Source organism: Aurantimonas sp. 22II-16-19i, assembly GCF_002088275.1.
GTDB lineage: Bacteria > Pseudomonadota > Alphaproteobacteria > Rhizobiales > Rhizobiaceae > Jiella.
Genome location: NZ_AQQS01000009.1, coordinates 1 through 12750, shown reverse-complemented (window position 1 = coordinate 12750; position 12750 = coordinate 1). Strand labels below are relative to the sequence as shown.

The window sequence follows — 12750 nt, the reverse complement described above, 5'->3', positions numbered from 1 at the left end:
TCCGTAGGGACTGCGTTGATCGATCTGCGCCCCGGGCCGATCCTCGGCACCCGTTCCGGATGACCGTCTCGCCCGGCCGTCCGGTTCGTCACCGGCGCGAAGTACCGGCTTCGGCCGGATCCTGCAAGCCGGCGGCCAGGCGCGCGGGCTCAGGCGCGAAGGTGCCGGATGCCATCGGACGTCGCCACCAGGGCCTCCGTGGCAAGGCCCAGGAACAGCCCGTGCTCGACGACGCCGGGCACATCGTGCAGGGCGCGGGACAGCGCTTGTGGATCCGGAATGCGGCCAAAGGATGCATCGAGGATGAGGTGGCCGCTGTCGGTGATGAACGGCGCCTCGCCGCTGCGCCGCAGGGTCAGCTCGCAGGAAAGGCCAAGGCCCTTGGCCGCCGCCTGGATGGCGAGATAGGTGGCGATCATGCCGAAGCCGTTGATCTCGATCGGCAGCGGAAAGGCGCCGAGCGTCTCGACCAGCTTGGTCTCGTCGGCGACCACCAGCATGCGCTTGGAGGCCGCCGCGACGATCTTCTCGCGCAGCAGCGCGCCGCCGCCGCCCTTGACGAGGCGCAGCTCCCTGTCGATCTCGTCGGCGCCGTCGACGGTCAGGTCGAGCTGCGGCAGGGTCTCCAGCGTCGCCATCGGGATCGCCAGTTCCTGGCAGAGCCGCTCGGTGCGCTCGGAGGTCGCGACGCCGGTGATCTTCAGCCCGCCCCGGACCTTTTCGGCCAACGCCCGGATGAAGGCCTCCGCCGTCGATCCCGTGCCGATGCCGAGGCACATCCCGTCCTCGACGAGCCCGACCGCCGCCTCTCCGGCCGCCCGCTTCAATTCCTCCGCACTGGCCATCCCGCTCGATCCTTTCGCCTTTTTCAAAAATCGTCTAGCAGGCCCGCCGCCCGGCCGATAGGTCGCAGCGGCGGCCAGCGACGGCGCGGAACGCAAAAAGGCCGCACGCGGCGGCCTTTCGCAGGATTCGGACGCATCCGCCGCAGGGGCGGAGCGTGGCTCAGGCGGCGACCTTGGCAGCGATCTCGGCGATGTGCTTGCCCTGGAATCTGGCGCCGCCGAGTTCGTTCTCGCTCGGCTGGCGCGAGCCGTCGCCGCCGGCGATGGTCGACGCGCCATAGGGCGTGCCGCCGGCAATCTCGCCGAGCTCGACGAGACCCGGATAGGCGTAGGGCAGGCCGACGACCATCAGGCCGTGATGCAGCAGGACCTTCATCGCCGAGATCAGCGTGGTCTCGTTGCCGCCGTGCTGGGACGCCGTCGAGGTGAAGGCGCCGCCGACCTTGCCGACGAGAGCGCCCGTCGCCCAGAGCGGACCCGTCCGGTCCCAGAAGGACTGCATCTGCGACGACATGTTGCCGTAGCGGGTCGGCACGCCGATGATGATGGCGTCGTAATTCTTCAGCTCCTCGACCTCGCAAACCGGATAGGGATGATCGGTCTTGAAGTGGGCGGCCGCGACGACCTCGGCCGGCGCGGTCTCGGGCACGCGCTTGATGTCGACGCTGGCACCGGCGCTTTCGGCACCTTCGGCGACAGCCTTCGCCATCGTCTCGATGTGGCCGTAGCTGGAATAATAGAGGACGAGAACCTTCGCCATCGCTGAAGCTCCTTTCGTGGTTCGAAACCCCGACCATTCGGGGGCTGCAGGAACGACATAGGCGAGCGCCGCCGATCTGGCTTGAAGAATTCCCGCGACGCACCGTCACGCGTCGCGCGACAATAGGCAAGGCGTGCACAGCGTGCGGCAATGGCGTTCGGGGCGGCGTTCGGGGCGCCCTCTTGCTTTCCGGCGGGCTCTCACACTTACTCGGGACGATGTCCCGCAGGAGAAGACCCCAATGCCGCGTGAACCTGTCACGGCCGCGATGCTCGCCATCGGCGACGAACTTCTGTCCGGCCGGACGAAGGACAAGAACATCGGCCATCTCGCCGAGGTGATGACGATCGCCGGCATCGACCTGAAGGAAGTGCGCATCGTCGGCGACGAGCCGCACATGATCGCCGACACGCTGAACACGCTGCGCCGCAGCTACGACTTCGTCTTCACCTCCGGCGGCATCGGGCCGACCCATGACGACATCACCGCCGATGCCGTGGCGGCCGCCTTCGGGCTGGCGGTGATCGAGCATCCCGAGGCGGTCGCGCGGCTGGAGGCAAACTATGCCTCCCGCGGGATGGAGTTCACCCCGGCCCGGCGCCGCATGACCCGCACGCCCCAGGGTGCGACGCTGATCGACAATCCGGTGTCCGTGGCGCCGGGCTTCCGGATCGACAACGTCTTCGTGATGGCCGGCGTGCCGAGCGTCTTCCAGGCGATGCTGGCGTCGCTGCTGCCGGCCCTGCCGGTCGGCGTGCCGCTGAAGAGCCGCGCCGTCGCCTGCCCGTTCGGCGAAGGCGACATCGGCGATCCCTTGAGGCAGATCGCCAAGGAGCATCCGAACGTCGTGATCGGCTCCTATCCGAAGTTCGACGGCGCCCGCTATTCCACCGAGATCGTCATCCGGTCCCGGGACGAGGCAGCGATCGACACCGCGGCCAAGGCCGTCGAGGCGATGCTGGTGGAAATTGAGCGGGCCAAAGCCGTCTGAATCACGGCGAGGAAAGCCCGGTTCACGCGCCCCCGCCGTTCCCCGCCCGGCCGGCAGCGAGCCGCTGCCGCGCGCCATCGGCGAGAATCTTCGCGCTCTCCTGCAATGCGGCCTCCTCGACGCCCTCGCGTGCCGCGGCGGAAATGCCCGCAACGCCCAGCATGACGAAATCGGCGAGCGTATCGGCATCGTCGGGAGCGACCGCGGCGATCCGAGCGGCGACGACATCGCGCATCTCGCGCCGCAACCGCGCCGTCATGTCGCTGACGGCCGGATCGGAGCAGTTGATGGTGCCCTCCATCACCAGGCAGGCCTGGCCACCCCGGTCCCGGGCATAGAGTTCCGCCGCCTGGCGGAAGACCGCCGCGATCGCCCGGCCGATGTCCGGCTCGCCGGTGAAACTGTCGATCAGTTGATGGCCGGTCGTGGCGACGGACAGGCCCACCGCCCGTTCGAACAGGTCGCGCTTGGCGCCGAAGGCGGCATAGAGGCTCGGCGGTTTCAGACCGGTCGCGTCGCAGAGTTCGGCGATGGTGACCGCGTCGTAGCCCTTTTGCCGAAACAGCTCCGTGGCGGCAGCCAGCGCGGTTTCGGCGCAGAACGCGCGGGGACGGCCCCGTCCGGATTTTTTTGTATCGGGCACTACAATATTCCTTGCGCTCCCACCCCAGGGATATATGTATCGTCCGCTACATAAACCAGCGGAGACAATCCATGACCACCCTTTCGGGCAAGAAGGCTCTCGTCCTCGGCGGCAGCCGCGGCATCGGAGCCGCCGTCGTCGAGCGGCTGCGGGCGGACGGCGCCGATACGCGCTTCACTTATGCCGGATCCGAAGCGGCCGCGCACGCCCTTGCGGAGAAGACCGGGGCAGCGGCGATCCGGGCGGACTCCGCCGACCGTGGCCAGACGATCGCCACCGTCGCGGCAGAGGGGCCGCTCGACATTCTCGTGATCAATGCGGGTATCGGGATTCTCGGCGATCCGCTGGAGCACGAAGCGGATGCCATCGACCGGATGCTCGACGTCAATGTCCGCAGCCCCTATCACGCGATCGTCACTGCTGCCCGGACGATGAACCGCGGTGGACGGATCGTCGTGATCGGCTCGGTCAACGGCGACCGCATCCCCTTTGCCGGGGGCGCCGGCTACGCCATGACCAAGTCGGCCCTGCAGGGAATGGCACGCGGCTTTGCCCGCGATTTCGGCGATCGCGAGATCACGGTCAACGTCGTCCAGCCGGGCCCGGTCGATACGGACATGAATCCGGCCGACGGTCCGATGAAGGATCTGATGCACTCGTTCATGGCGATCAAGCGGCACGCCAAGCCTGCGGAAGTCGCCGGAATGGTCGCCTATCTCGTCGGGCCGGAGGCGGCGATGGTCACCGGCGCGATGCACACGATCGACGGCGGCTTCGGCGCCTGACGTCTTGCGACGGGCGGCGCGCCAGCGCCTGCCCGTCCCGTGACGACGGCGAAACCGGCCTCGTCGCTCGTATTGCGCGAGCGGCGAGGCCGTCGACGCCGCTACCGGCTTCGCGCGGCGTCGACGCTCCATGCCCCTGCCCCGGCGAACACCAGGAACAGGAAGACGAAGCAGTAGAGGATCGCCGAATCGCCGCCGTTGTTCACCGGGAAGAAGTTCTGCGGCGCGTGGGCCATCCAGTAGGCGACGGCCATCTCGCCGGAACAGATGAAGGCGACGATCCGGGTGAACAGGCCGATGACGATCAGGAAGCCGCCGACGAGCTCGATGGCGCCGGCGATGCCCGACAGCGACAGGAGCTCGACGCCGGCCCGTTCGCCCGCCGGAAAGGACAGAAGCTTCTGCGTTCCGTGGGCCATGAAGATCAATCCGGTGACGATGCGAAGCAGTCCCAGGGCGTAGGGTTGATAGCGGTCGAGATTCATCGTGCTTGCTCTCTCTTCTACGGGAGGTGGTGCCGATCGATAGCGAAGCCTGCCATCTGAATCCACCAAGGCAAGGTTGACTGAGGATCGCCCGTCTTGCCAGCCCCCGTCGCCGCGGCGAGCGCGCCTGTGGTGGGCAGGATCTGCTCAGTGCTTGCCTTGACGCTTCGATTCGATCTATCCCGACCCGTCATTTGCCGGGGCGGAAGGATCGAGCGCGATGTCGATGGTGGAAAAGTCGTTTCCGGTCTCGTGGGATCAGTTTCATCGCGATGCCCGGGCGCTGGCCTGGCGGCTCGCCGGGATCGGCACCGAGTGGCGCGCGATCGTCTGCATCACCCGCGGCGGGCTGGTGCCCGCGGCGGTGATCTCGCGCGAGCTGGGCATCCGACTGATCGAGACGGTCTGCGTCGCCTCCTATCACGAATACAGCGAACAGGGCGAACTGCGGGTCCTGAAGGAGATCAGCCCCGAGCTCCTCACCGACGACGGCGAGGGCGTGCTGATCGTCGACGACCTCACCGATACCGGCAAGACCGCCGGCGTCGTGCGCGCGATGCTGCCGAAGGCGCATTTCGCCGCGGTCTATGCCAAGCCGAAGGGCCGTCCGATGGTCGACACCTTCATCACCGAGGTCAGCCAGGACACCTGGATCTTCTTTCCCTGGGATCTCGGCCTGTCCTTCCAGGCGCCGATCGGCAAGGGACAGCCGGGCTGAACGACGGGCGGGCGCCCCGAACGAAGGCCGGCGCGCTCGACGACAGGCTGGCGGCACGCCAGCCGGGCGACTCGACGATCATGGCCAGTCAGCAGGGCCGCCGGGTGCCCGGCGATCCTCGATCGCGGCGCGGCCCGAGCCGTCCCCGGATCACGCCGCCTGGCTCAGCCGGACGCTGGCGGTGAACATCAGGCCGCCCGGCGTCAGCTCGCGGGACATCTCGCCGCGCATCTGACGCAGGACGAGCGTCTCGAGCAGTTCGGTGCCGAAGCCGAAACCGTTGGTGCCGGCGCCGGCGAGCTTCGGCGGTCCGCCCTCGAACCACTCTTCCCAATGGAAGGTCAGCGCCGGCTGCCTGTCGCGTTCGGACGGCTCCCAGCGCATCGCGACGCCGCCCTTGGTGCGCAGGGCGAGAGCCCCATGCTTGGCGGCGTTGGTCGCCAGCTCGTGGATGATCATCGACAGCGAGACCGCGTCGTCCTTGCCGACGAGGACCTCCGGCCCGTCGACCCAGACATTGGTGCCGATCCCGTAATGCTGGAGCTCGGCGGCGACGATGTCGGCGAACAGCGCCCCCTTGCCGTCCCGGTCGGCAAGCAGCGACTGGGTCTTGGCCAGCGACGCGACCCGCTCCAGAAGGTCGGCCCGGATCTCCGACGCGCTCTGGCCGTCGCGCACCGACAACAGGATGATCGCCTGGACCGTCGACAGGGAGTTCTTGATCCGGTGCTCCATCTCCCGCGACATCAGGAAGGCCCGCTGCTCGAGCTGCATGCGCAGCTTGACCTCCTGGCGCAGCGCGAGTTCGCCGGCAAGCACCGCCTGCACCTCGTCGAAACGCTGGCGGTCGATGGCCGACCAGGCGCGGGGGCGGGCGTCGGCGACGCAGAACGCCCCGGCGAGGGATCCGCAGGGAAGGCCCACCGGGAGCCCTATGAAGGCACCGATCCCGAGTTCTTCGGCAAGACCTGACGGCGCGAATCGCCCGTCTGCCGCGACGTCGTCGATCTGCAGCGCGTGCCCGCCCGCCACATGGCGCAGGAGCGCGCCGTACCGGGCGGCGACCCGCAATCCGCTCCCGGTGAGCGTCGCTGCGGGGGGAAGGCCGATCTCGCTCTTGAACACCAGCGTTTCGCCCTCGGCGATCACCAGGAAGCCCGCCGGAACGCCCAGAAGCCGCGTCGCCATCCGGGTGATGCGATCGATCGACTCCTCCGGCCCGGTCGCGGTGATGTCCGCGACGGACAGGTTCCAGCTCGAATTCTCAGGCCGAGACAATCACGGTCCTTCCAAGACACGTGGAATCGAACCGCCTCGGTTCACCAGCGGCGCGCGCCGCTGGACCGCTGGTCCGGCAAATTCCATAAAAATCAACGTAAGGCGCGCAGTCCCGGGTTTTCAAGGGATCGCGCCCACGCCGCGGCAGCTTGTACACAGTTTGTCCCTTGCCGGACCGCGCGGGCCGAAGCGCGATTGACCGCCCCGGCGGACTCACCCTACCCTCGCGACCATCGACCGGGGGACCGGAGATGGCGTTGCCGGCCACCGCGAATCAGGCCGCTCCAGGGGGCGCCGGTGAATCCCGTTGATAACTCACGCTGTTCGGTAAAATCCAAGATTTTAAGCTTCGCGTAACCCTCGCAAGCCACTATATATGGGGTTACCCGGGGCAGACGCCACTAGATGCGGGCCGGGTTCATATTCTAGCAGTGTCCGGGGATGATGCGTCGGCTGACGCCGGCCCCTCCGTGACACGGGTTTGAGACAATCAGTCGAGGATGGGTTTGAGATGGGCATGAAGTTCGAGCGCCGCTACACCAAGGCCGGCGAGAGCCCCTACGCCGCCATCGCCTTTCGCAAGGCGACGAGCGAGATCAAGAACCCGGACGGCTCGATCGTCTTCCGGCTGGAGGGGATCGACGTCCCCGAGCAGTTCAGCCAGGTGGCCTCGGACATCCTGGCGCAGAAATATTTCCGCAAGGCGGGCGTGCCGGCGAAGCTGAAGAAGCTCGAGGAGCACGACGTGCCCTCCTTCCTCTGGCGCTCGGTCGCCGACGAGAAGGCCCTCGCCAAGCTTCCCGAGGACGAGCGTTTCGGCTCGGAGATGGACGGACGCCAGGTCTTCGACCGGCTCGCCGGCACCTGGACCTATTGGGGCTGGAAGGGCGGCTATTTCGAAACGGAAGAGGACGCCTCGGCCTTCCGCGACGAACTCGTCTTCATGCTCGCCACCCAGAAGGTCGCGCCGAACTCGCCGCAGTGGTTCAACACGGGTCTGCATTGGGCCTATGGCATCGACGGCCCGAGCCAGGGCCACTATTATGTCGACTACCGCTCCGGCCAGCTGACCCGCTCGGCCACGTCCTACGAGCACCCGCAGCCCCACGCCTGCTTCATCCAGTCCGTCGCCGACGACCTCGTCAATGACGGCGGCATCATGGATCTGTGGGTGCGCGAGGCGCGGCTGTTCAAATACGGCTCCGGCACCGGCTCGAATTTTTCCCACCTGCGCGGTGAAGGGGAAAAGCTCGCCGGCGGCGGCAAGTCGTCGGGCCTGATGAGCTTCCTGAAGATCGGCGACCGGGCGGCGGGCGCCATCAAGTCCGGCGGCACGACCCGGCGCGCGGCCAAGATGGTCGTCGTCGACATCGACCACCCCGACATCGAGGCCTACATCAACTGGAAGGTCCGCGAGGAGGAGAAGGTCGCCGCCCTCGTCACCGGTTCGAAGACCGTGGCCAAGCACATGAAGGCGATCCTGTCGGCCTGCGTGAACTGCGACGGGCCCGACGGCGACTGCTTCGACCCGATGAAGAACCCGGCGCTGAAGCGCGCCGTGCGCGACGCCAAGAAGGCGCAGGTGCCCGAGAACTACGCCAAGCGCGTCATCCAGTTCGCGCGCCAGGGCTACACCCAGATCGAGTTTCCGGTGTTCGATACCGACTGGGACTCGGAGGCATACCTCACCGTATCGGGGCAGAACTCCAACAACTCCGTCTCCCTGACGGACGACTTCCTGCGCGCCGTCGAGAACGACGAGGAATGGAACCTCGTGCGCCGCACCGACGGCAAGGTCCACAAGACGTTGAAGGCGCGCGAATTGTGGGAGCAGATCGGCTATGCCGCCTGGGCCTCCGCCGATCCGGGCCTGCACTTCAACACCACGATGAACGACTGGCACACCTGCCCCGAGGCCGGCTCGATCCGGGCCTCGAACCCGTGCTCGGAATACATGTTCCTCGACGACACGGCCTGCAATCTCGCCTCGCTCAACCTCATCCAGTTCCAGGAGAGCGTGAAGGGCGAGGGCGGCAAGGACGGCAAGGAGGTCCGGCGCTTCGACACGGCCGCCTTCGAGCATGCCGTCCGCATCTGGACCGTGGTGCTCGAGATCTCCGTCCTGATGGCGCAGTTCCCGTCCAAGGAGATCGCCCAGCGCTCCTACGACTACCGCACCCTCGGCCTCGGCTTCGCCAATATCGGCGGCCTGTTGATGATGTCGGGCATTCCCTATGATTCGAAGGAAGGCCGGGCGATCTGCGGCGCGATCTCGGCGCTGATGACGGGTGTCGCCTACAAGACCTCGGCCGAGATGGCCGGCGTCCTGTCGCCCTTCCCGGACTACGAGCGCAATGCCGAAGCGATGCTGCGCGTCATGCGCAACCATGCCCGCGCCGCCCATGGCATCGCCAATGGCTACGAGGCGCTGGCCGTCGATCCGGTGCCGCTCGACCACGCCTCGCTGAAGGACAAGCGCCTGTCCGGCCGGGCCAAGGTCGCCTGGACCGAGGCCGTCGAGCTCGGCTCCAAGAACGGCTTCCGCAACGCCCAGGTCTCGGTCATCGCGCCCACCGGCACGATCGGCCTCGTCATGGACTGCGACACCACCGGCATCGAGCCCGACTTCGCGCTGGTGAAGTTCAAGAAGCTCGCCGGCGGCGGCTACTTCAAGATCATCAACCGCGCGGTGCCGGACGCGCTGCGTACGCTCGGATATTCGGAAAGCCAGATCGCCGAGATCGAGGCCTATGCGGTCGGTCACGGCAATCTCAACCAGGCCCCGGCGATCAACCCCTCCTCGCTGAAGGCCAAGGGCTTCACCGACGAGATCATCGCGACGCTCAACGCCGCGCTGACATCGGCCTTCGACATCAAGTTCGTGTTCAACAAGTTCACCCTCGGCGAGGACTTCTGCCGCGACGTCCTCGGCTTCACCGACGCGCAGCTGAACGACTTCACCTTCGAGATGCTCCCGGCGCTCGGCTTTTCGCGGAAAGACATCGACGCCGCCAACATCCATGTCTGCGGGGCGATGACGCTGGAGGGCGCGCCGTTCCTGAAGGACGAGCATCTGCCGGTGTTCGACTGCGCCAATCCGTGCGGGCGGATCGGCAAGCGCTATCTCTCGGTCGACAGCCACATCCGCATGATGGCGGCGGCGCAGCCCTTCATCTCCGGGGCGATCTCCAAGACCATCAACATGCCGAACGACGCGACGGTGGAAGATTGCACCGCCGCCTACATGCTGTCCTGGAAGCTCGCGCTGAAGGCCAACGCGCTCTACCGCGACGGCTCGAAGCTCTCCCAGCCGCTCAACGCCTCGCTGATCGCCGACGACGAGGACGAGGACGAGAGCGTCGAGGAGGTCGCCGCCGCGCTGATGGCCTCGCCGCCCGCCGCCCAGGCGACGCAGGTGGCCGAACGGATCGTCGAGCGGATCGTCGAGAAGGTCATCCGGGATCGCGAAAAGCTGCCGAACCGGCGCAAGGGCTACACCCAGAAGGCCATCGTCGGCGGGCACAAGGTTTACTTGCGCACCGGCGAGTTCGACGACGGCCGCCTCGGCGAGATCTTCATCGACATGCACAAGGAAGGCGCCGCCTTCCGCGCGATGATGAACAACTTCGCCATCGCGATCTCGCTCGGCCTGCAGTTCGGCGTGCCGCTGGAGGAATATGTCGACGCCTTCACCTTCACGCGGTTCGAGCCGGCGGGCATGGTGCAGGGCAACGAGGCGATCAAGAACGCCACCTCGATCCTCGACTACGTCTTTCGCGAGCTGGCGGTCTCCTATCTCGACCGGCACGATCTCGCCCATGTCCAGCCGGAGGATTTCGGCGCCTCGTCCATCGGCCGCGGGGTGGCCGGCGACAAGCCGGCGCCGCTGCCGATCTCGTCGGGCATGGTGCGCGGCCAGACGGCGAAGTTCCGCCTCGTCTCCTCGAGCGACCCCGTCGGCTCGGCCAAGGCCGAGGCCCCGATCAAGCCGGCCCCGGTGACAACGACGATGACGGCGACGGCGCGGCCGGCAGCCGCCAACGCGCCGGCCAAGCCGGCGACCGCCGCCCGCGCCACCGTCACGGCACTCGGCGGCTCCCAGGCGGCGGCGTTCAAGCGCGATTACGAGACGGCGCCCTCGCCCCTCGACATCGAGCCGCTGGACACCCCGGCCCCGGTCGCCGACACCTCGCCGGCCCAGGGCCTGTTCGACCAGCCGCTGGCCTTTGAGGCGACGGCGAAAGACAACGCCAACGTCTCGCAGGCTCCCAAGGCCACCAGCGCCGAACGCCGCTCCATCGCGATGATGAAGGGCTACACCGGCGAGAGCTGCTCGGAATGCGGGAATTTCACGATGGTGCGGAATGGGACGTGCCTGAAGTGCGACACGTGTGGGTCGACGAGCGGGTGTAGCTGAGGTTTCGACCATCGGAAACATGACGCGCGTGGCCCGGAGACATTTTTCCGGGCCACTTTTTCATGTTCAAGGATATGTCGATGCCACCCCGTTGGACCGTCAGGGAAATCATCCGCGTCATAGAGGCCGACGGCTGGTTCCTCGTCGACACCAGGGAAAGCCCCCGCCAATAGAAGCACCCGGCGAAATCGGGGCGCGTCACAATCGCCGGAAAACTGTCGGACTCCGTTTCGCCCGGAACGCTCAACAGCATCCTGAAGCAGGCCCGACTGAAGGATTGAGGACATGCGCTACGCCATCGTCATCGAAGAAGCCGGCGACAACTATTCGGCCTACGTTCCCGACCTGCCCGGCTGCATCGCGACCGGTGCAAGCGTCGCGGAGACCGAGCGCGAGATTGCCGCGGCCATCCGCTTTCACCTGGACGGCCTCGCCGAGGACGGCATCGCGGCACCGGAACCGATCGCTCGGGCAAGCTTCGTCGAGGTCTGAGCCGAAGGTTCGCTCCGGCTCGCCCGCAGGACGGATGGGCGCCGTTCCCCCTCCCGGTCGTCATCTTCGTGCGTAAGTACGGGGATCCATGCCGGGAGCACCTACGCGGCCATCCGGTGCTGGAGAGGCACTACTCCTGAAACCGACCGATAGCAGAACCGCAGCGGCATGGATCCCCGACCCTGCGGGCCGAGGATGACGAAGCGCCGGCGGCGGCGTGGCCCATCGCCGACGCTCCCTGTCGCGGCGCCGCCGGCACGGGCGCCCTCTCTCCCCTTGAGGGAGAGAAAGTCATTCCAAGGAATTGGGCCTCGGCTCGCCGAGGTCCAAACCTTGAGAATGACAAGAGAGGGGTGCCCCCGCTTCACCCGCCGCCGGCGGTACCTGAAGTGCCGATGTCTGCTCCGTTCGCCCGTCCTGATCCGGTGCCACCCCTCTCTTGCAATTTCACTCGCTTGGCTTCGCCAAGACGATGAAATTGCTTTCTCTCCCTCAAGGGGAGAGAGGGCGCCCGGTCTGTGACGTCGCCCCATTCGATCGGCGAGGAAGCAACGGCGAGGACTTCCGCAAAGACGGCGTCGAAATTCCGGCGACGATCATCTGGCCGAAATGCCGACGAAGCGGGCGCCCTCTCTCCCCTTGAGGGAGAGAAAGCCTTTTCGCGGTCTTGGGCCTCGGCTTGCCGAGGTCCAAGCCGCAGAAAAGGCAAGAGAGGGGGAACCACCGCCTCACCCGCCGCTACAGGTGCCGAGAATGCCGATGTCTGCTCCGTTCGCCCGTCCGGACAGGGTGCTACCCCTCTCTTGCGATTCCCTCAAGGGGAGAGAGGGCGCCCGGTCTGCGACGTCGCACCTTTGTTGCCGCAAGCGAGTGACGGCGAGGACCTTCGCAAGCACGGTATCGAGATCCCCGACGAGGGTCCTTTTTCCTCAACGTCGGGGGCATCGCCGGCGCAGACGAAGCGGGCGCCCTCTCTCCCCGTGAGGGAGAGAAAGTCATTCCAAGGAATTGGGCCTCGGCTTGCCGAGGTCCAAACCTTGAGAATGACAAGAGAGGGGATCCACCGCCTCACCCGCCGCCGCCGGTCCCGAGACTCGCGGTGTCTGCTGTGTTCGCGCGTCCGGACAGGGGGCACCCCTCTCTTGCGATTTCTATCGCTTGGCTGCGCCAAGACGATGAAATCGCTTTCTCTCCCTCAAGGGGAGAGAGGGCGCCCCATCCTGTCCCCCGCAGATATCTCGGGACCGATTTCCCCCAACCCCTTGATTCCCCTCGCCCCGCAAAAATTCTCATCCCCGCCCCACACCCCCTCGCCATACTCCCCCCCATCGCCGGT

The 12750-nt window shown here is 66.9% G+C and carries 10 protein-coding genes and 1 pseudogene; 6 read left to right on the top strand and 5 right to left on the bottom strand.

What is annotated here, in order from left to right:
* Positions 1 to 149: 149 nt before the first annotated feature.
* Positions 150 to 845, bottom strand: a complete 696-nt coding sequence (rpiA, locus tag ATO4_RS09360; protein WP_083591259.1) for a ribose-5-phosphate isomerase RpiA — start codon at positions 843 to 845, stop codon at positions 150 to 152.
* 160 nt (positions 846 to 1005) lie between these two features.
* Positions 1006 to 1605: an NAD(P)H:quinone oxidoreductase gene (wrbA, locus tag ATO4_RS09355; protein WP_083591258.1), complete on the bottom strand. Its 600-nt coding sequence runs from the start codon at positions 1603 to 1605 to the stop codon at positions 1006 to 1008.
* 241 nt (positions 1606 to 1846) lie between these two features.
* On the opposite strand from wrbA, the gene ATO4_RS09350 reads away from it, so the two are divergent.
* Positions 1847 to 2596: a competence/damage-inducible protein A gene (locus tag ATO4_RS09350; protein ID WP_245308657.1), complete on the top strand. Its 750-nt coding sequence runs from the start codon at positions 1847 to 1849 to the stop codon at positions 2594 to 2596.
* Positions 2597 to 2618: 22 nt separating this feature from the next.
* Here the strand turns inward: ATO4_RS09350 and ATO4_RS09345 are convergent, their stop codons facing one another.
* Positions 2619 to 3239 (bottom strand): TetR/AcrR family transcriptional regulator, encoded by a 621-nt coding sequence (locus ATO4_RS09345; RefSeq protein WP_139802350.1) that lies wholly within the window; start codon positions 3237 to 3239, stop codon positions 2619 to 2621.
* Positions 3240 to 3310: 71 nt separating this feature from the next.
* Between ATO4_RS09345 and bdcA the strand changes: the two genes are divergently transcribed.
* Positions 3311 to 4024, top strand: a complete 714-nt coding sequence (gene bdcA / locus ATO4_RS09340) for an SDR family oxidoreductase (protein WP_083591256.1) — start codon at positions 3311 to 3313, stop codon at positions 4022 to 4024.
* A gap of 101 nt (positions 4025 to 4125) precedes the next feature.
* Here bdcA and ATO4_RS09335 read toward each other — a convergent pair whose 3' ends face one another.
* Positions 4126 to 4509, bottom strand: coding sequence for a DoxX family protein (locus ATO4_RS09335; protein ID WP_083591255.1), 384 nt, complete (start codon positions 4507 to 4509; stop codon positions 4126 to 4128).
* Between the two features lie 220 nt (positions 4510 to 4729).
* Between ATO4_RS09335 and gpt the strand changes: the two genes are divergently transcribed.
* On the top strand, positions 4730 to 5227 hold the full coding sequence (gene gpt, locus ATO4_RS09330) for a xanthine phosphoribosyltransferase (RefSeq protein ID WP_083591254.1): 498 nt from the start codon (positions 4730 to 4732) through the stop codon (positions 5225 to 5227).
* A 150-nt stretch (positions 5228 to 5377) separates the two neighbouring features.
* Here the strand turns inward: gpt and ATO4_RS09325 are convergent, their stop codons facing one another.
* A complete protein-coding gene (locus ATO4_RS09325) occupies positions 5378 to 6505 on the bottom strand; it encodes an HWE histidine kinase domain-containing protein (protein ID WP_083591253.1) in 1128 nt (375 codons plus the stop codon).
* Positions 6506 to 7022: 517 nt separating this feature from the next.
* On the opposite strand from ATO4_RS09325, the gene ATO4_RS09320 reads away from it, so the two are divergent.
* The 3 genes and pseudogenes from ATO4_RS09320 to ATO4_RS09310 all read left to right on the top strand — a co-directional run bounded on the left by ATO4_RS09320 (position 7023) and on the right by ATO4_RS09310 (position 11414).
* Entirely contained in the window at positions 7023 to 10922 is a 3900-nt protein-coding gene (locus ATO4_RS09320; RefSeq protein WP_083591368.1) for a vitamin B12-dependent ribonucleotide reductase, read from the top strand.
* Positions 10923 to 11107: 185 nt separating this feature from the next.
* Positions 11108 to 11203: pseudogene (locus ATO4_RS28785) on the top strand (addiction module toxin, HicA family); the annotation flags it as partial.
* A gap of 4 nt (positions 11204 to 11207) precedes the next feature.
* Entirely contained in the window at positions 11208 to 11414 is a 207-nt protein-coding gene (locus tag ATO4_RS09310; RefSeq protein ID WP_083591252.1) for a type II toxin-antitoxin system HicB family antitoxin, read from the top strand.
* Positions 11415 to 12750 lie beyond the last annotated feature (1336 nt).